General features: G+C 42.1%; 15 protein-coding genes. All 15 read left to right on the top strand.

Features of this window, described 5'->3' with window-relative positions; translation table 11 throughout:
- The 15 genes from I6J03_RS01625 to I6J03_RS01555 all read left to right on the top strand — a co-directional run bounded on the left by I6J03_RS01625 (position 1) and on the right by I6J03_RS01555 (position 19,571).
- Complete coding sequence (locus tag I6J03_RS01625; RefSeq protein WP_003007753.1) at positions 1–1,428, top strand: RagB/SusD family nutrient uptake outer membrane protein; 1,428 nt, start codon at positions 1–3, stop codon at positions 1,426–1,428.
- A gap of 78 nt (positions 1,429–1,506) precedes the next feature.
- A complete protein-coding gene (locus tag I6J03_RS01620; RefSeq protein WP_201694102.1) occupies positions 1,507–2,973 on the top strand; it encodes a TlpA disulfide reductase family protein in 1,467 nt (488 codons plus the stop codon).
- Positions 2,974–3,184: 211 nt separating this feature from the next.
- Positions 3,185–3,754, top strand: coding sequence for a hypothetical protein (locus I6J03_RS01615; RefSeq protein WP_003007747.1), 570 nt, complete (start codon positions 3,185–3,187; stop codon positions 3,752–3,754).
- A gap of 199 nt (positions 3,755–3,953) precedes the next feature.
- Positions 3,954–4,631, top strand: a complete 678-nt coding sequence (locus tag I6J03_RS01610) for an aspartyl/asparaginyl beta-hydroxylase domain-containing protein (protein WP_003007745.1) — start codon at positions 3,954–3,956, stop codon at positions 4,629–4,631.
- A 3-nt stretch (positions 4,632–4,634) separates the two neighbouring features.
- Positions 4,635–5,576, top strand: coding sequence for a hypothetical protein (locus tag I6J03_RS01605; RefSeq protein ID WP_003007743.1), 942 nt, complete (start codon positions 4,635–4,637; stop codon positions 5,574–5,576).
- A gap of 1 nt (position 5,577) precedes the next feature.
- The gene (gene cysC / locus I6J03_RS01600; RefSeq protein ID WP_003007741.1) at positions 5,578–6,135 is read left to right on the top strand and encodes an adenylyl-sulfate kinase; all 558 of its coding nucleotides are present in this window, start codon (positions 5,578–5,580) and stop codon (positions 6,133–6,135) included.
- A complete protein-coding gene (locus I6J03_RS01595) occupies positions 6,110–7,102 on the top strand; it encodes a phytanoyl-CoA dioxygenase family protein (protein WP_003007739.1) in 993 nt (330 codons plus the stop codon). Before cysC ends, I6J03_RS01595 begins: the two co-directional genes overlap by 26 nt.
- Positions 7,103–7,126: 24 nt before the next feature.
- Positions 7,127–7,675 carry a hypothetical protein gene (locus tag I6J03_RS01590; RefSeq protein WP_003007737.1) on the top strand — a complete coding sequence of 183 codons (549 nt, stop codon included), beginning with the start codon at positions 7,127–7,129 and terminating at the stop codon, positions 7,673–7,675.
- 432 nt (positions 7,676–8,107) lie between these two features.
- Positions 8,108–9,253: an ABC transporter substrate-binding protein gene (locus I6J03_RS01585; RefSeq protein WP_201694100.1), complete on the top strand. Its 1,146-nt coding sequence runs from the start codon at positions 8,108–8,110 to the stop codon at positions 9,251–9,253.
- The gene (locus I6J03_RS01580; protein WP_003007731.1) at positions 9,250–10,194 is read left to right on the top strand and encodes a formyltransferase family protein; all 945 of its coding nucleotides are present in this window, start codon (positions 9,250–9,252) and stop codon (positions 10,192–10,194) included. The genes I6J03_RS01585 and I6J03_RS01580 overlap by 4 nt, the downstream gene beginning before the upstream one ends.
- Before the next feature lie 7 nt (positions 10,195–10,201).
- Complete coding sequence (locus I6J03_RS01575; protein ID WP_003007729.1) at positions 10,202–10,801, top strand: phage tail protein; 600 nt, start codon at positions 10,202–10,204, stop codon at positions 10,799–10,801.
- Between the two features lie 3 nt (positions 10,802–10,804).
- Positions 10,805–11,395 carry a phage tail protein gene (locus tag I6J03_RS01570; RefSeq protein WP_003007727.1) on the top strand — a complete coding sequence of 197 codons (591 nt, stop codon included), beginning with the start codon at positions 10,805–10,807 and terminating at the stop codon, positions 11,393–11,395.
- Positions 11,396–11,402: 7 nt separating this feature from the next.
- The gene (locus I6J03_RS01565; protein WP_003007725.1) at positions 11,403–11,987 is read left to right on the top strand and encodes a phage tail protein; all 585 of its coding nucleotides are present in this window, start codon (positions 11,403–11,405) and stop codon (positions 11,985–11,987) included.
- 51 nt (positions 11,988–12,038) lie between these two features.
- A complete protein-coding gene (locus I6J03_RS01560) occupies positions 12,039–12,968 on the top strand; it encodes a bifunctional UDP-sugar hydrolase/5'-nucleotidase (RefSeq protein ID WP_201694098.1) in 930 nt (309 codons plus the stop codon).
- Positions 12,969–13,004: 36 nt separating this feature from the next.
- Positions 13,005–19,571, top strand: coding sequence for an MBG domain-containing protein (locus I6J03_RS01555; protein WP_003007721.1), 6,567 nt, complete (start codon positions 13,005–13,007; stop codon positions 19,569–19,571).
- Positions 19,572–19,602: the final 31 nt, after the last annotated feature.

The raw sequence follows: 19,602 nt of genomic DNA, 5'->3' as shown, positions 1-19,602 counted from the left end.
ATGAGATCATATCTATATATATTTATTGGCTTTATTATCTGTAGTCTTACCGCCTGCGAGAGCTATCTGGATGCAGGCCCTCCGAAAGATCAGATGCCTTCTGAGCTGGCCTTTTCAGATGATAAGACAGCTACAGCATCGGTTACCGGTGTGCTGTCCCGCATGAATCAGCTGAACTATCAGTTTGCCAATGTACTCTCCATGATACTGCCGGCAATGTCAGCTGATGAATTTGTCTACGCTGTAGCTTCAGCACCTTATGATGAATTTAAAAATAATGCAGTACTATCCTCCAATTCAAATGTAACCACACTTTGGTCACAGCCTTATACTTACATTGCACAGGCTAACCTGTGTGTAGAAGGCCTGGAAGCTTCTACAAATCTAAGTCCCAAAGTCAAAAGCCAGCTATTGGGTGAAGCTAAATTTATCCGTGCGTTCTGCTATTTTTACCTGGTCAATTATTTTGGAGATGTGCCATTGATTCGCGGTACAAATGTGATGGAAAATAATACAAAACCAAGAACTCCTCAGGCTGAAGTCTATGCCGCAATCATAGAGGATCTGAAAGATGCTAAGGCAAAACTCTTTCAGGGATATCCTCAGGTAGATAAGGCTGATGCTAACGGAGAGCGTATACGTGCCAATAAAAGCGCTGCTTCAGCGCTGCTGGCAAGAGCTTATCTCTATACCAAACAGTGGGATCTGGCGGAGCAGGAGTCAAGTGAAGTGCTTGGCGCAACACAATATAAATTACAGCCTGCAGCAGATCTGGATAAGGTATTTCAGGCCAATAATCAGGAAGCGATATGGCAGCTTCAGGTTGTGAATACTGCCGGTGGACGCAATACCTGGGAGGGATTTCTGATCGTTCCGGCGGCACCAACCAGTGCGCCTTTGTTTCGCCTTATTCCGGGATATCTTTATGATGCCTTTGAAAACGGAGATCAACGGCTTACACGTTGGGTTGGCAGTATGACAACAGCAGCTGGCGTTACCCACCGTTATCCGTATAAATATAAAATCCGTACCGGAGTGACTCCGGCCAAAGAATACACAATGGTATTGAGACTGGGAGAGCAATACCTGATACGTGCAGAAGCACGTATGATGCAAAGCAAATGGGGACTTGCACAGGAAGATATCAATGTCATCAGAAATCGCGCCGGCCTGCAAAGCCTGTCATTAGGAAATGATGCTGTTGCTTTACGAAAAGCTTTAGAACAGGAGCGTCGTGTGGAACTATTCGGAGAGTGGGGACACCGTTGGCTCGACCTGAGACGCTGGCCAAGTGAAACAGGGCAGGAGGGCAAAACGAGAGCAGATGATATATTGCCGGCACTCAAACCCAAATGGCAATCCAAAGCTATATACTTTCCTTTGCCGGATGTAGCATTGCGGACCAATCCGAATCTGGTACAGAATTAAGTAACATATTGCATCGGAGTTAATTTCCGGTGCAATCGTTTCTATCACAGTCGCAATAAACGAAACAATCCGAACACCATGTTGAAAAGAATAATTTTATCCCTGATATGCATCGTTGTGATTGCCGTTCACATACATGCTGCACCTAAGAAAACGGTGCTGACCGGTAAGATAACAGGAGTGAAAGCCGGAACTCTGGAGCTGAATGTACAGGAATACCGGGTAATGTCTCCTCAGAATAAGATCGATGCCGAGCTCAATGAAGACGGAACATTCCGGTTCGAATTGGAAATCAACGGTCCTGCACGAGCTTTTTTAATATTAGGAAGTACCCCCGTCGAAGAAACATTTGTACTGAAAAAAGGAGATGGTCAGGATACAACTGTATCCAGTAATACAAATCGTCCGCAGATAATCTATTTTTATCTGATGCCGGGAGACAAACAAATATTACAGGTCGATGCAGCCAAGATCCCTGAAACGTTGAAACTGACAGGTAAATATGCAGATAACAGCTTATACCTGAATCAGGAAGACTGGAATTTTAATCAGTATAAGGATAAGCACCTTAAAAATTATTTTGCCTATGTACATTATTCACCTCAGCAATACAATGAATATGTCGAAGACAGAAGAGCAAAACGTCAGGAATTTTTAATCGATTTTGCCAGCACGCATAAGTTGACTAAACAGTTGAAACAGGCAAGTGAATCTGTGTTGTACGGTGATGCTATACTTGCGAGACTGCTCTATCCTAAGATGAGAGAAAGCTATAAAAAGGACGGCTATACAGCTCCTGCCGGTTATTATGACTTTCTGAAAGAGGTTCGCCCTGACCAATCCGGGAATGATAATGGCATTGCTTATTTTTACTTTCTGGACTATCTTTTTAAGGAAGAATATCGTCTGGCAGATACAGATGATGATTATATTGATTTTGTTGCTGCCAAACTATCCGGAAGACCGCTGTACGAATATTATGCATTTGCACTTTCGGGTAATTTTAAGAAGAAACTATACGATAAGTTTGGTTCGAAAAGTCCGTTTCCGGATCTGGCCAGACGTGTAAAAGAGAAGTATGGCAAATTAGAAGGGATGCTGGAAGGTAATCCCGCTCCACAAGCTGTTTTTGAAAACCTTACAGGAGATAAAATTACCTGGAGCAAATGGAAAGGGCAGTATATCTATGTCGATTTCTGGGCGACATGGTGTGGCCCATGTATACAGGAGATTCCGGCTCTGGACTCCCTGAGACATGATTATAAAGATAAGCCGATTACTTTTGTCAGTATTTCATTTGACAGTAAAAAAGATCAGCAGAAATGGAAAGATTTTGTGAATGATAAGAAGTTGGAAGGCATACAATTGTGGGCTGATCCCGACAATCATAAGCTTGTAACACAGGCCCTCAATATTTTGCAGATACCGAGATTCTTATTACTCGATCCGAAGGGAAATATAGTGGATGCAAATGCGCTTCGCCCTTCAGACAAACGAATCCGGTCCTTACTCGATAAACTGCTGACAACAGCAGACACGAAGTAATTACAGTTACAGTTCGCAGGCTGTCAGTCAAAACTGCAGCTAACAACACCGAGGAAAGCCAGACCAGTATTAGGTTTGGCTTTCCTGTATTTAGCAAGGAGTCTGCAAAGCAGAATCTGTATAAGTTTTTTTGATTTTATTTTTCATCAAATCCATTTTACCTATCTTTAGTTTTATATGTATTTACTGCTATAATTAAGTTACGTTTATCATGAAAACCAGAACTGTGTTGTTGATTTCTTTAATATGTGTTTCCCTTTTTTCTTCTTGTGACCAGCAGGCAAAACAACGTTCTATAGAAATTTATTATGAAAACGGGAATGCAGACAATAGTAAAAAAGAGTTTCCTGAATTTGAAAAGATCCGGAATAACAGTCCTGAACAGATCAGAGATCTTGGTGAATTGAAGATCGATTCTGTAACATTCAATCAGATTAACCAACATTTCTCCAAAGGGAATAATCCACAGAGTCAGAACGGAAGCGTAGAAGACAAAGGGAAATATAACATGTATATACAGATAGAAAATGGAGATCGTTTTATCGTCGACAATACCAATGCCTTCTATTCTTTAACTCAAAACACTGTGTTCACTGATGATAGTCTTGCCTATCTGGTCAGAGATCATATCCATTACTACAATTCTTTAAAATTATCAGAACTTAAGGATTTTGAAGATTTTATGAAGTATCAAAAGTATATTAAATACGATTATCTTTCTTTAGTAGATACTGCTGCTGCTCCGGCTGTATATTCCAAAATTGTGCTGCTCCCTCAGTAATTAAATCTCAAAGTATAGTAAACGAAGCAGTTTATCAATGACTGTAATCATGTCCTTAGCATGATATGAAGATATAACTGTTACTAATTCTTAATACCTGATAGTTATTTATTGAATGAAATAACTTAAATTCGCTGTACCATTTTCAATTGTCAGTGCAGAAGCCCGACGATTAATATTAACCTGATTTTTATATCACGTGAAAAACTTTATCAAATTTGATGTGCAGTATGATGTTGCACAGTTGCAGCAGGAACTCGCTTATTGCCTAAAAGAAGTTTGGACAGATCATTTTAACACCAGAGATTATCAGGGACGCTGGGAGTGTATTTCTTTACGCTCGGAAACCGGAAATCAGCAGGATATACGTTCCATCCCGGGTAATAATACTTTTCAGGATACCGCTTTATTACAACATATGCCTTATATCAGATCCATCATTGATAGCTGGAATTTCGAGAAGGAGAGTATTCGCTTAATGGCACTTTATCCGGGGAGTGAGATAAAGCCGCATCGCGATCCGGGATGCCGGTATCAGGATGGTGCTCTGAGGTTGCATATACCTGTTGTGACACATCCATTAGTACAGTTTAATGTGGATGGAGAGGAACTGAAGCTGGAAGAAGGAAACTGCTGGTACATTGATTTCTCTAAGGTACACTGGATCCGCAATTCAAGTGATACGATAAGGGTACATCTGGTTATAGATGGAAAGAGCAATCCGGATATGGATGAAGTATTCGAATCACACGGTATTCCATCATATGAAAAGCCAGTATATGATGAAAGGACAAAGCAGGCGATGATCGCTCAGTTAGAACTGATGGATACCGATGCTGCCAGACAAATCATCCAACAACTAAAAGAAGAAGAGTGAACTATGCTATATAACTGGATACCATATTCTCTGAAGTGGGAAGAAAATGAATGGAAAGTCCTTTGGCTGGATCTGGCTGATCATATTATTCAGGAATCTTTCTTTGACGAAACGATCGTAGACCGACGTATTTATATGCGGAACCGATCTAAATACCAGCCGCAAAGCTCTATGGAGTATATTCTGAAGCTCGCAGATCAGCTGGATAGTATAGCACCTACCGCATTTATTTTTCATGTCTCACGTTGTGGTTCCACATTACTTTCACAATGTCTGGCTACAGATACAAGTAATATTATGATACCTGAAGCCCCTTTGCTGGATGAAATATTACGGATAGAGGAGTGCGATGAAACTCTTTTGCCGTTAAGAGAACAATTATTTAAGGCAGCTGTAAAACTGATGGGACAAAAAAGATTAGCCTTTCAGACAAAATACTTTATTAAACTGGACAGCTGGCATATTCATTTTTATGATGTTTTGCGCAGCTGGTATCCGGGCGTGCCGTTCTATTTTCTGACGAGAGAGCCGGAGGCTATTATAGCTTCGCAGAAAAAGAGAAGAGGTATACATTGTATTCCCGGTTATATCAATGAAAAACTATTGAAAGTGCCGGTCCGCACGGGTCACTTTGAAAACTTTGACAGCTTCACCGCCGATGTGCTTCAGCAGTTTTATGATGGTATCAGGGAGATCAAGAGTAAAAATCATCATCTGAATTTCTACTACGACTACAGTTGGGGAGTATCGGAAATGATAACCGATTTTAATAAAGCAATAGGAAATACATTAGGCGATCTGGAGAGAATGCGGGCCAGGCTCTCACATCACAGTAAATATCCGGATCAGATTTTTCAGGCAGAGGCTCCTTTGCCTGATTCGATCGCATTTGAACATACTCATACAGCCTATCAACAAGTTTTGAAGCAGATAACCAGACAATGATATGGCACTTATAATTCAAATGACAGGTCTTTCCGGATCCGGTAAGACAACGCTTTCCAAAATGCTCAAAACAACGCTGGAGGAGGAAAGTTACCGGGTGGCATTAGTAGATGGAGATACCTATCGGGCAACCTTATGTAAAGATCTGGGCTTTGATAAAGCAGACCGTATCGAGAATATAAGAAGACTGGGAGTCGTAGCAGCAGAACTCAGCAAGGAACACGATATTGTCATTATAGCGGCTATTAATCCTTATGAAGAGGGAAGACGCCTGCTACAGCAGGATAACAGTAATAGTCAACTTGTCTATATTAAATGTGATCTGCAGACCCTGATAAAGCGGGATCCCAAAGGATTGTATAAGCGTGCGCTTTTGCCAGAAGGACAAGCCGGCAGAATTGATCAGTTTACCGGGATCAGCGATGTATTTGAGATCCCTCAAGATCCGGCAGTAATAATAGATACAGCAAAGACTTCTCCCGAAGCATGTATTGCACAGTTAAAAGTATTTGTATTGACACATAGTAAAGTTAATGATGAATCATTCCGAACCATATAATCCCGAAACTGAACAGTCATTAGCAGAAAAGCCATTCGCTTTTCTATCGGCTTACACTACATTTCATCTGGAAAGAAAAGCACATAACAAGGCTCCTGATGAAACTTTTGCACGCACTTCAAATGCGTTCTTAGCTATTTTTGAGCTTGGGCTTTTTAATACGATTAATTTTCTGTTTAATGAGTACACAGATGTGGAAAGTTTCAGACAATGGATTATACGTAAAAAAGGTGTGGAATTTTATAAGAGTGCACGCCAAAAATTTGAAGAATGGGAGATACAGCGGGATGTTAAAGCAGAAAATTATGTTTGTAAAATACTGACGGAAGATCAGTTAAAGTATTGGGAAGAACAGGGGTATCTGAAAATCTCCGGATTGGTATCCGAAGAGGACTGTGATGCTGTTGTAGATCATATTTGTTCGGTATTATCTATAGATTTAGAAAACCCGGAGACCTGGTATCAGGAGCAATCCGCTCTGCAGGGTATTATGCTACCGGATGCAGTTGGTTCTGCAGTTGAAAAAGTCCGGAACAATACAGCTGTCAGAGCAGTATTTACTGATCTGTATAAAAGTGATGCAATCTTTCCCAATATTCTGCCATTAGGGTATAACCCACCCGAAAGTATGGGATACGCTTTCAGAGGAAGTCGTATTCACTGGGATATTGATTTTTCAATAGGTCCCCGGTATCATATACAAGGTCTGCTTTATTTACATGATGTGCCGGAAAATGGAGGAGCATTCAGCCTTGTTCCGGGATATCATAAGCAAATTGATCATTTGCTGGAACAATACGGCTCTCCTGAAGCCGCTATGCAATATCTTGCTGCTGCAAATCTTGAAAAGCATATCAGCGGGAAAAAAGGAGATCTTATCCTGTGGATAGAATCCCTGCCGCATGCAGCTACTGCTAATAAATCTGATAATCCACGCTTTGTACAATACATCAACTTCGGCAGATAATAGCATCTGAAGAGTATAATACTTATGAACAATACAACAGATAACCTGAATAGTCTACATGCAGAACCCGAATTTCAGGAAGAAATGAAATTAGTTATCAATTTTCTGAACGAGATCGGGATTCCGGTATTGGAGCAGGAAAGCTGGCAGGAAAGTTTTCTACCGGGTATATTTATTGATAAAGGGCGACTTTTGATTGACCAGACAAGGCTCTTACATCCCGGAGATATTCTCCATGAAGCAGGTCATGTCGCGGTGATGTCCCCTGAGGAAAGAATGCTGTCATCCGGAGACTTATTTGAGCATATCGATAAAAATGCATTAGAAGGCTACGAATTATCTGCTATAGCGTGGAGTTATGCAGCCTGCACCTTTCTCAATCTTCCCGCATCATTTGTTTTTCATGATAAAGGATATAAGGGAGACGCTGACATGCTTATCGAAAACTATGAAAATGGGAATTACCTCTTTATCCCTATGCTGCAGTACTATGGCCTCTGTTACGATGTCAAAAATGCAGCGCTTTATCATGTGGCTCCCTATCCACATATGGTAAAATGGTTACGTATGTAGTGCGGTGCCAATTTTGCTGTAAAATGGCAATCAGAATGTATACATCTTCGTTTTTCTTAGATAGCTTTAATCGATCAGCAGGTAAACAACCCTTTGTAACAGTCTGTTTGCTATCTGTTTATCATTTGTCCTCTTTTTGTCCCCCTCTTTTATCCTTTATTAAATACGGTAATTACTTAAAATTGTATTAGGGCAGGGTTGCATTATTTTAGTAAAAATTATTTTTAATAAAAAATATAAAAATTTGCAATTATGTGTTGAGAATAATTTTATATTTGTATACCAAAATTATTAACGCATACCTATTTAAAAATAAAAAGTACACCAATCATTAACAGATAGATTTTCTATTCGTTGTTTTCAGAAGTTAATTTAAGTGCTATTGCTGTTTAGATTGATGTTCGAATGTTGGTTATTAACCTTAATACATATATGAACAAGTCTGTCGATCTTGCTATTGATATAAATAGTCAAACAGGAATGGAATTGCATGAGTCTGCGCAACAGGCAGAAAATTGTAATTATCATATTGGTATGATTCTGCCTGTTCATACGGAGCAGAGCATTGCTAAATCTTTTCAGAAAGGTTTAAAATCGGTATTGAAAGATATTAATAATCCTGTTTCTGAGATCTCCACAGAATTGGTAGCGCAATCTTCTGCATCCAGATATACAGAGGCTATTGTCAAATTGTTTGAATTTGACGAAGTCGATCTTATTATCGGTCTCTTCTCTACACATGAAATTTCAGCAATAGCCAAGCTTGCTGAAAAGTATAAGAAGCCGATTATTGCCTGTCACCTGGGTGAACATTTACCCTTATACACAGAAAAATATACCTATCTGTATGTATACAGCCTTTCTATTTGGCAACATGTAGGGGCATTAGGCCATTGGGCCGTTTCAAAGTTGGGACAGAAGGGGTTGTTTGTAACGGATCTCTACGATGGAGGATACGCCTTTGGGACATTTTTAGATCTGGGAATGAATCAGGAATCTGAAGATAACAGATTGTCTTTTCATCTCACCCCAAATACTCAGGACAATTACTTAGATCTGACCGCTTTCTATAATGTACTGAAACGGGACAGACCTGACTTTATATACGCCAGTTTCAATGGAACACAGGCAGGACGCTTTTTAGAAGCCTATGCTAACTCTCCTTATTGCGATATTCCATTGGTAGGGCTACCATTTCTGTTTGACAACGGTACCCCGGCTCCTGAAAATATAAAAGCATATACATCGTTGATTTTATCAGCAGAAACTGTGGATCATATATATGAAAACTGGGGGATAAGGTTAGCGGAATGGTTAAGAAAATTGTCTGGTCAGCAAGAAGAATTGAATCAGTCAATACAATCACAGGCCACATCATTCCTGAGTACATGGCAGTTAAATGATCTTTCTGCAGATATTGTAATCAGACAGCTTGATTTAAAACAGAATGAGTCTGAATCTCTTCAGGAGAAAAGTATAGTATACCACATCTCGCCTTTAGGCGCTGGTAATGAAAAGTTGCAAAATATGTTGACAGAAATCAATTCGGGTTGGACAAATAGCTATTTGACCCGATGATACCAAACAAAAATATACGTGTGGGACTGATCTGTAATACAGATATTGCTGCTGTTGTGGCAGGACAACTGGCTGCGGAAAATAAATTGGCAGGCATTGCAGTTCTGGATCACAATGCATCTTATTTCAAACAAATTTTTGCTGGCACAGGTATCCGAGAAGAAAGTATTCAGGTGATTGATACTGTCTTCTGGAAAGAACAACTGGCAGACTGGCTATTAGCTATACAGGCTGACACCTCATTAGTGTTTGCATTTCCCTACCGGATACCGCAACATATTTTAGATCTGCCCCCGTTGGGCATATATAACATACATCCGGGGACACTGCCAAAGTACAGCGGTGCAGATCCATTATTCTGGCAGATTAAAAATCAGGAGGAACAAATTGCAATAAGTATACATAAGATGACAGCGGCCATCGATAGAGGGCCTTTGGTAATAGAAAGTTTTACCAATCTGCATCCGTCTGAAAACTATGGTTTACTATGTTCCCGGGTGCGAATGGAAGTGGTAGGCTCTGTGAAGCAATGGTATACAGCTTTACAGGAAGATAAATTAATATTCAGGGAACAGGATAATACTACTGAAGTATATTTTGACAGGAAACCTTCTGCTGAAGATTTTCGAATAAAATGGAAAGATCAACCGGCTTCAGCGATCAGGGCACTTGCACTGGCATGTAATCCTAAATATGGGGGAGCAACCAGCTATTACGGAACACAGGAAATACGCATACTGGAAGCTGAACTGATTAGTCTGGAAGAAAGTGCTACATATAGTCCGGGCGAGATCGTGTACGCAGACGGATTGTATGGGGTAATTGCAGCGTGTATAAACGGTGAGTATCTGCGCATATTGACTGTCAGTATGCAGGAGGGATATTTTTCCGGATCTAAATTATTTACAATGGGACTAATAAAAGGACAACAACTAAATTAAAAATATTATGGATGGAACTATGGCAGAGATACGGCTGTTTGCCGGAAACTTTGCACCTAAGTATTGGGCATTATGTAATGGGCAAACTTTAGCCATTAATACAAATCAGGCTCTTTTTTCATTATTAGGTACCACTTATGGCGGAAATGGAGTTACTACATTTCAGCTTCCTGACTTTCGGGGCAGAATCCCGGTGGGTACCGGATCGGGACAAACTGTAGGTATGGGAACCATTACATCTGGTCAAAAAGTGGGGACAGAAAGTGTTACACTGGTTGAAAATAATCTTCCTGCCCATTTTCATCAGGTCAGCATAAGTGGGAAATTACCGCTGACTGTAAGTAAAAGTATTGCGGATAAAAGTACCGTTATTGACGGACTGTCTCTGGCTGCTCCTGCCCGATCTGCAGGAAGAGCAAAAACACCAACATTAGGATACAATAGTCAGACCGGTTCAATCAGCTTAAATCCGGCAAGTATAGATCTTTCAGGTATGACATTGACACTGGCACCTATCGGAGGTAATGCTGTTCATGATAACAGGCAACCTGCTTTAGGACTGAATTATATTATTTGTTTACAAGGAATTTATCCATCAAGAAACTAACCTATGGAAGGATACATAGCAGAAGTAAGAAATTTTGCCGGAAATTTTGCTCCAGCTGGCTGGATATTATGTGACGGAAGATTATTAAGTATAAATAATTATCAGGTGTTGTACACGGTGATCGGAACAACTTATGGTGGAGATGGTGTTAACACATTTGGCGTACCGGATCTCAGAGGAAGGGTACCGATTGGTACAGGGCAAGGACCTGGATTAACAAATGTTGTACTGGGACAGAAAATTGGAACGGAAACGGTCACACTATTGCCTGCAAATTTGCCTGTACACACGCATACTGCAGCAGTGAATGCTACAAATGTTCCGTTTGCGGTAAAAGTAAGTGCGGCAGCAGCGACTCTTCATGCAGCAGCGACAGGCTCACAATTGGGGCAGCCGATGACTGACAGCATACCTACATTGGGATATAATGCAGCTAATCCGGATAAGACGATGGGTGACAGCTCGTTGAATACGAGTGGATTAACTGTAAATACTGCGATGATGGGAAGCTCTTTGCCTCACGAAAATATGCAACCTTTTTTAACAACAAATTATATCATATGTGCTGAAGGTATATATCCTTCACGAAATTAATAATATTATGGACGGATACATAGGAGAAATCAGATTTTTTGCCGCTGGCTATGCACCCCTGAACTGGGCGTTTTGTCAAGGGCAACTTATAGCAGTCAGAAGTAATACAGCATTATTTTCTATTTTAGGTACTACTTATGGTGGAAACGGAACAACAACATTTGGTCTTCCTGACTTTCAGGGAAGAACAATAATAGGTGCTGGATCGGGACCGGGACTTACCCCAAGAATTATAGGAGAACAAGGTGGTGCTGCAAATGTTATGCTGACATTGCCGGAAATGACTGCGCATAACCATGTCGTAACCAGAAATGGTGGCCCAAAACTTAAAATCAGCTCTGCAAATGCAACAACTGCTACACCGGCAAATGGTATGTCTATTGCCAGGCCGGGATATATGGAGGGGGCAAATTTTGTAACAACTTTGGGATTTGTGTCTGCTGCAGCGGATACTGTACTGGAAGCAGCAACTAATAATATAACCTTTAATACAGACGTAAAGGGAGGCAACATACCACATAGTAATGTGCAACCTTATCTCGGCATGAATGTTATGATTTGTCTTTATGGAAACTTTCCGGCCAGAAATTAACAGCTGAATATAATATGAATCTCCAACGAAATAACCTAAATACAAACTACCATGACTAATCAGCGACGGTCGTTTTTGAAAAGAAGCTCGGTACTTTTGAGTAGTATCCTGCTTGCCAGACCTCTTGCAGGCGCAGCTCAATCCAGTAAAAAAATCAGCTCTCTTGCCGATAATAAAAGACTGATTATATACCAGACAAATGATCTGAGTTCTATAAATTACTGGAGCAGATATAATGAGATCTTAAGGACACTAGAAGCAGAACCAACCTCTGGTCTGATTCTGGATGCCGGTAATCTATTTGATGCTTCTGCAGATGTATTTCAAAATAAAGAACGAATAGCAAAGTTAAATAAGATTGGGTTTCATGCTGCGGCATGTAGTGATATCTACCTTAATAAGGGGGAAGAGGGACTTGCTGATCTGTTGCCCGCTATCAATTTCCCTTTGATCAGTTCGAATTATCAATTTTCAGATGCAAGACTCCAAAAGGGAATACTGCCTTATATGATTATTCATTCCAAGGGTCAGAAAATAGGAATTATTGCTGTTGCTCAAAATACTGAAATGCCTGATGTCAGCGTTCAACATCCTTACAAATCAGCTGAAAAAATCAGCAAATTACTTAAAGATCAGGAAAATTGTAAGCTCGTCATTTGTCTATCTCAATTAGGAATGGATCGTAAACAATGGAACAGCTATGATCTTGCTCAGGAAACCAGTTATATAGATCTGATACTCAGTAACTCTGTAGGAAACAAGGTGAATGGAACATTAATCCTTCGAAACAAAGCTAAAAATGAAGTAATCCTGAGTCAGGCTTTAGACAGCGGGCAACTATTATCAAAAAATATACTGGGCTATGATGACGATAACAACCGACAATCCTACAATCATGAATATCTCATGCCTGCTAATCACTATGCCTCTAATAAGGAGATTTATAAAGAGTTGTTTTCAGTGAAACAACAGCAAGCCTAAAACTCATACACCTGAGAAAAATAAATAACCAAGAGAATGAAAAGCTCCAATTATTACAAAAACATTTTGAAGAGTATCAAGGGTATGAGGACGGGAGTCCTGTTATTCCTGTTTTGTTGTATACTCTTTATCGGAAAGGCCTGGGGTCAAACCGAAATAACAGAAACATTTGAGTCAGCGACGGCAGGGGCGTCGACTTTTACAAGTGGAGGAAAGACATTTACAATTATTAGTAAAGCTGAATCGGGACAATTTGATATACAGGATCTTTATCCCGGCACAGGATGGAACGGGACCGGGCCGGATAATAAGTATATCGACAATGACGGTACGGCGAGGGCTTTTATCGACCAAAGCTTTTCTATAAAAATAGAAGCCGGATTAACTTATTCGGTGAAGAAGTTTTATCTTTTTTTAGCAGATCATACAGTTGAACAGTACAATACGGGGACTGTTACTATTAAAGGTAAATTAGGGGGGGCAACTGTATTTACAGCTACTGCAACGAGTGGTTTTGTGCAGTCTACAGCAACCAATAACGGATTCACTCCGATAGACCTCACGACTTTTGGCGGAGCCAACAACAGCACAAAGGTCATCGACGAACTGGAGATCAGCACAACAGAACCTTTTACTTATGTGTGTCTGGATGCATTGACATGGAAACTGGAATATACATGTCCGACTATCACTATTGATACACAGGCGCAGACAAATGTAGCATGTAAAGGTACTGCTACAGGAAGAGTTACTGTAGTACCAAGCGGAGGAACAGCACCTTATACCTATAGCTGGACGCTGGGAGCAGGAACAGCAGCTACCGCATCTAATCTTACTGCAGGTACATATACTGTGACAGTCACCGATAAGATGGGATGTACGGCTACTAAGACAATTACGATTAGTGAACCTGCGGCAGCTTTGGGTGGAACAGCTACCAAAACTGATGTAAGTTGCTTTGGCGGTAATAACGGTACAGCTACAGTTGCTGCAACAGGAGGTACAGGTCCATACGCCTATAGTTGGGCACCAAGTGGTGGTACTGGAGCAACAGCTACAGGGCTTGCTATAGGTAACTACACGGTGACCGTAACAGATGCTAATGCTTGCCAGATTACCCGTACGGTAACTGTCGGTCAACCTGCTGCTGCCTTAACAGGTACAGCTACTCAAACAAATGTAAGTTGTTTTGGCGGTTCAAATGGTACAGCTACGGTTGCTGTAACAGGAGGTACAGGTCCATACTCCTATAGTTGGGCACCTAGTGGCGGTACAAATGCAACAGCTACAGGGCTTGCTACAGGTGACTATACGGTGACCGTAACAGATGCTAATGCGTGTCAGATTACCCGTACGGTGACTGTCGGTCAGCCTGCTGCCGCTTTATCTGGTACTGCTACTCAAACAAATGTAAGTTGCTTTGGCGGTAATAACGGTACAGCTACAGTTGCTGTCACAGGTGGTACACCGGGCTATACCTATAGCTGGGCACCAAGTGGTGGTACGGGTGCAACAGCTACAGGTCTTGCTGCAGGTAACTATACGGTAACAATTACAGATGCTAATACCTGCCAGATTACGCGTACAGTGACTGTAGGTCAGCCTGCTGCGGCTTTATCCGGTAATGCTACTAAAACAGATATAAGCTGCTTTGGTGGAACAAACGGTACAGCTTCTATTGCTGTCACAGGTGGTACAGCTCCTTATACATACAGTTGGTCACCAAGTGGAGGTACTGCAGCTTCGGCAACAGGGCTTGGTATAGGTAGTTATACGGTGACTGTTACAGATGCAAATTCTTGTCAGATTACCCGTTCCGTGACTATTGGTCAGCCTGCTGCAGCTTTGGCAGCAACCACTTCTAAAACAGATGTAAGCTGTTTCGGTGGTTCTAACGGCACAGCTTCTATTGCTGTCACAGGCGGTACTACTCCCTACACATACAGTTGGTCACCAAGTGGCGGAACTGCAGCTTCGGCTTCGGGTCTTGCTGCAGGTACATATACCGTTACGGTAACAGACGCTAATGCCTGTCAGATTACCCGTAACGTGACAGTCGGGCAACCGGCAGCAGCCTTATCCGCAACGGCTACCAAAACAGATGTAAGTTGTAATGGTGGAAGTAATGGTACAGCTACTGTTTCTGTCACAGGTGGTACGCCAGGCTATACCTATAGTTGGGCGCCCACTGGTGGTACTGCAGCTACGGCCACGGGTCTTGCAGCCGGTACCTATACAGTGACCGTTACAGATGCAAATGCTTGTCAGACAACAGCTACTGTAACCGTTGGTCAACCAGACGCTTTAACAGGTACGGTTACTAAAACAGATGTAAGCTGTTTCGGTGGCTCTAACGGTACAGCTACTGTCGCTGTGACAGGTGGTAAAGCGCCTTATACATACAGTTGGTCACCAAGTGGCGGAAATGCAGCTTCGGCCACAGGTCTTATTATTGGTACCTATACGGTGACGATTACAGATGCAAATGCTTGTCAGATTACCCGTTCCGTGACCATTGGACAACCTGTTGCAGCTTTAGCAGGAACAATTACTAAGACAGATGTGAGTTGCTTTAACGGAAATAACGGTACTGCCACAGTTTCCGTAACAGGAGGCACCGGTCCGTATTCTTATAGTTGGGCACCTAGCGGAGGAACTAACGCTACCGCTTCAGGTCTGGCTTCAGGTACTTACACCGTTACGGTAACAGATAATAATTTATGTCAGATTACCCGTACAATTACAGTAAATCAGCCGACAGCTGCGTTATCAGCAACAGCTACTAAAACGGATGTAAGCTGTAATGGCGGAAGTAATGGTACTGCTACTGTTTCTGTAACAGGTGGTACAGCAGGCTATACTTATAGTTGGGCCCCTAGTGGTGGTACTGCTGCGACAGCTACAGGTCTTGCGGCAGGAATCTATACAGTGACTGTTACAGATGCGAATGCTTGTCAGACAACAGCTTCAGTTACAGTTGGAGAACCTGCAGCTTTGACAGCGACCATTAGTAAAACAGATGTAAGTTGCAATGGAGGTACTAATGGAAGTGCAACAGTGATTGCTGCCGGAGGTACAGGAGCTTATACCTACAGTTGGGCCCCAAGTGGCGGTACAGCGGCAACAGCCACCGGCTTGGTTGCAGGTACATATACAGTTACTATAACAGATAATAACGGATGTTTCATAACACGTACCACAACTATCGGAGAGCCTTCTGCTATAGTTACGGTATCGACATCTGATGCAGTAGATGTGGCTGCACAGACAGTTACGCTTGGAGGTGATGTTCCAAGTGGTTCATGTGTGATAGAGAAAGGGATTGTATATGGAACAAATGCATTACCAACCACATCCAATAATAAAATAATCGGAGGTAGCGGAAGTGGTACGTTCTCAGTAGATATTAGCGGTTTGACAGTAAATACATTGTATCGTTACAGAGCATATGCGATTGTCAACGGAATAGTTAGCTATGGAACTGTTAAAGAATTTACCACATTTAAATATGATCAGCAGATCAGTTTCAATGCTATCGCTTCTAAAACATACGGTGATGCATCGTTTGATCTGGGAGATACACATACAAACAGAGGATTATTGATCACGTATACTGCTATTGATCCTACAGTTGTAAGTATTACCGGGAATCAGGCTACTATATTGAAATCCGGTACAACAACGATCACAGCAACACAGGCGGGAGATCAGAACAATAATCCTGCAACTCCTGTGAGTCGCACATTGACAGTGTCAAAAGCTGATATTACTGTTACAGCCGATGCGAAGACAAAAGTCTATGGAACGAATGATCCGATCCTGACTTATAAAGTCACAGGTATGGTCAACAATGATGCAGCTACTGTAGTAACAGGAACATTGAAACGTGCAGCTGGTGAAAATATCGGTACGTATGCAATCAGTAATAACGACCTGACAGCTTCCAACTACACGATCACTTATGTTGGAGCAGATCTTACAATTACGAAAGCGAACTTAACAGTTACAGCCGATGCGAAGACAAAAGTCTACGGAGCGAATGATCCGGCTCTGACCTATAAAGTCACAGGTTTGGTCAACAATGATGTGGCTACTGTGGTATCGGGAACATTGAAACGTGCAATCGGAGAAAACATAGGTGCGTATGCTATCCTGGATAATGATCTGACAGCAGCCAACTATACGATTACCTATACAGGAGCAAACCTGACAATTACTAAAGCAAATCTGACGGTTACAGCAGATGCTCAAAGCAAAATCTACGGGGCATCAGATCCGGTATTAACCTATAAAGTAACTGGTCTGGTGAACAATGATGCCGCTACTGTGGTCTCAGGTACACTGAAACGTGCAATCGGAGAAAACACAGGTACGTATGCGATCAGTAATAACGATCTGAGTGCAGATAATTACACAATCACTTATGTTGGGGCAGATCTTACCATCACTAAGGCCAACTTAACGGTTACAGCTGATGCGAAAACTAAGGTTTACGGTTCATCTGATCCGACCCTGACTTATAAAGTTACCGGTATGGTCAACAATGATCTGGCTACTGTGGTAGCGGGTACATTGAAACGTGCAACCGGAGAGAATGTAGGAACGTATGCAATCAGCAATAACGATCTGACAGCTTCCAACTACACGATTACTTATGTGGGAGCAGATCTTACGATTACTAAGGCCAACTTAACGGTTATGGCTGATGCGAAGACTAAAGTCTACGGAACAGCAGATCCTGCATTGACGTATAAAGTAACCGGTCTGGTCAACAATGATGCAGCTACTGTAGTAACAGGAACATTGAAACGTGCAACAGGGGAAAATGTAGGTACGTATGCAATCAGCAATAACGACCTGGCAGCTTCCAACTACACGATTAATTATGTAGGAGCAGATCTTACGATTACAAAGGCCAACTTAACCGTTACGGCTGATGCGAAGACCAAAGTCTACGGTACAGCAGATCCTGCTCTGACCTATAAAGTAACCGGTCTGGTGAACAATGATGCCGCTACTGTGGTTACAGGTACGCTGAATAGATCGGCGGGTGAGAATATCGGCACGTATGCTATCAGCAATAATAATCTGACAGCTTCTAACTACACAATTAGCTATACAGGAGCAAACTTTACGATTACTAAGGCAAATCTGACGGTTACTGCGGATGCGAAGACCAAAGTCTATGGAACAGCAGATCCTGCATTGACGTATAAAGTCACAGGTCTGGTGAACAACGACGCTGCTACTGTAGTCACCGGTACATTGAAAAGATCGGCGGGTGAGAATGTTGGAACATATGCGATCAGCAACAATGATCTGACAGCCTCGAACTATACGATCACCTATGCAGGAGCAAGTTTTACGATTACTAAGGCCAACTTAACTGTTACCGCCGATGCGAAGACTAAGGTCTATGGAACAGCCGATCCTGCATTGACGTATAAAGTAACCGGTCTGGTGAACAATGATGCCGCTACTGTAGTGACGGGTACATTGAAACGTGCCACAGGTGAAAATGTGGGTACGTATGCGATCAGTAATAACGATCTCACTGCTTCTAACTACACAATTACGTATTCAGGAGCCGATCTTACGATTACTAAAGCAAATCTGACTGTTACCGCGGATGCGAAGACCAAAGTCTACGGTACAGCAGATCCTGCATTGACGTATAAAGTAACCGGTCTGGTGAACAATGATGCCGCTACTGTAGTGACGGGTACATTGAAACGTGCCACAGGTGAAAATGTAGGTACGTATGCAATCAGCAACAATGATCTGACAGCCTCGAACTATACAATCACCTATGCAGGAGCAAATCTGACGATCACCAAAGCTACGATCAGCGGTATTACCCTGAGTGATGCCAGCTTCACCTACGATGCATCCGCGAAGTCCATCCTTATTGCAGGTACGCTTCCTGCAGGTACGACCGTTAGCTACACCGGAAACAATCAGACAGCGGCCGGTACGTATGCAATTACAGCAACCATAGACGGAGGTATCAACTATACCAACCTCAATCTGCAGGCTACCCTGAAGATCAATAAAGCCAAACAGGTGATCACGTTTAAAGAGATCCCGGCTGTATATCGTGATGCAGGTACCCTGACCCTTGATATCAGCAGCAACAGTCCGCTACCGATCAAAATCTACAGTGACAATACGCTTGTTGCTGAAGTTACAGGTAATCAGGAAGTGACAGTGAGAGGCGTAGGTCTTGCGCTTATCCGTGCAGAACAGTCCGGAGATGCGAACTACATAGCCGCTGATGCGGTTACCCGCGAACTTCGTGTACGCAACGAAGACGGCGCCAAACTTCCGGTTCGTGTGCACCCAGCGGTATCACCAAACGGAGATGGCATCAACGATTACCTTCGAATTGAAGGAATCGATGAGTATCCGGAGAACAAGATCGGCATCTTCGATGCCAACGGTAACCTGGTTCAGGAGTTAAAAGGCTACGATAACCACAGCAACCGCTTTGATGGCTACAAGGAAAGTCGTGCAGTACCAGCCGGTACGTACTTCTACATGCTTGAAGTAAAGATCAACGGTAAATGGGTTTATGACAAAGGCTTCTTCGTGGTCAGATATTAAAAAGGAAAAAGCTGTATTGCAGAGCCCTGTG

This window comes from Sphingobacterium spiritivorum (assembly GCF_016724845.1).
In the GTDB taxonomy this organism is placed as follows: domain Bacteria; phylum Bacteroidota; class Bacteroidia; order Sphingobacteriales; family Sphingobacteriaceae; genus Sphingobacterium; species Sphingobacterium spiritivorum_A.
Note: the sequence above shows the minus strand (reverse complement) of the source record. Positions and strands in the feature narration are given on the sequence as shown.

What these genes read in the sequence shown, in the direction of transcription:
- I6J03_RS01625 (WP_003007753.1), top strand. Translation starts at nt 1, where the DNA reads ATGAGATCATATCTATATATATTTATTGGCTTTATTATCTGTAGTCTT.
- I6J03_RS01620 (WP_201694102.1), top strand. Translation starts at nt 1,507, where the DNA reads ATGTTGAAAAGAATAATTTTATCCCTGATATGCATCGTTGTGATTGCC.
- I6J03_RS01615 (WP_003007747.1), top strand. Translation starts at nt 3,185, where the DNA reads ATGAAAACCAGAACTGTGTTGTTGATTTCTTTAATATGTGTTTCCCTT.
- I6J03_RS01605 (WP_003007743.1), top strand. Translation starts at nt 4,635, where the DNA reads ATGCTATATAACTGGATACCATATTCTCTGAAGTGGGAAGAAAATGAA.
- cysC (WP_003007741.1), top strand. Translation starts at nt 5,578, where the DNA reads ATGGCACTTATAATTCAAATGACAGGTCTTTCCGGATCCGGTAAGACA.
- I6J03_RS01595 (WP_003007739.1), top strand. Translation starts at nt 6,110, where the DNA reads ATGATGAATCATTCCGAACCATATAATCCCGAAACTGAACAGTCATTA.
- I6J03_RS01590 (WP_003007737.1), top strand. Translation starts at nt 7,127, where the DNA reads ATGAACAATACAACAGATAACCTGAATAGTCTACATGCAGAACCCGAA.
- I6J03_RS01585 (WP_201694100.1), top strand. Translation starts at nt 8,108, where the DNA reads ATGAACAAGTCTGTCGATCTTGCTATTGATATAAATAGTCAAACAGGA.
- I6J03_RS01580 (WP_003007731.1), top strand. Translation starts at nt 9,250, where the DNA reads ATGATACCAAACAAAAATATACGTGTGGGACTGATCTGTAATACAGAT.
- I6J03_RS01575 (WP_003007729.1), top strand. Translation starts at nt 10,202, where the DNA reads ATGGATGGAACTATGGCAGAGATACGGCTGTTTGCCGGAAACTTTGCA.
- I6J03_RS01570 (WP_003007727.1), top strand. Translation starts at nt 10,805, where the DNA reads ATGGAAGGATACATAGCAGAAGTAAGAAATTTTGCCGGAAATTTTGCT.
- I6J03_RS01565 (WP_003007725.1), top strand. Translation starts at nt 11,403, where the DNA reads ATGGACGGATACATAGGAGAAATCAGATTTTTTGCCGCTGGCTATGCA.
- I6J03_RS01560 (WP_201694098.1), top strand. Translation starts at nt 12,039, where the DNA reads ATGACTAATCAGCGACGGTCGTTTTTGAAAAGAAGCTCGGTACTTTTG.
- I6J03_RS01555 (WP_003007721.1), top strand. Translation starts at nt 13,005, where the DNA reads ATGAAAAGCTCCAATTATTACAAAAACATTTTGAAGAGTATCAAGGGT.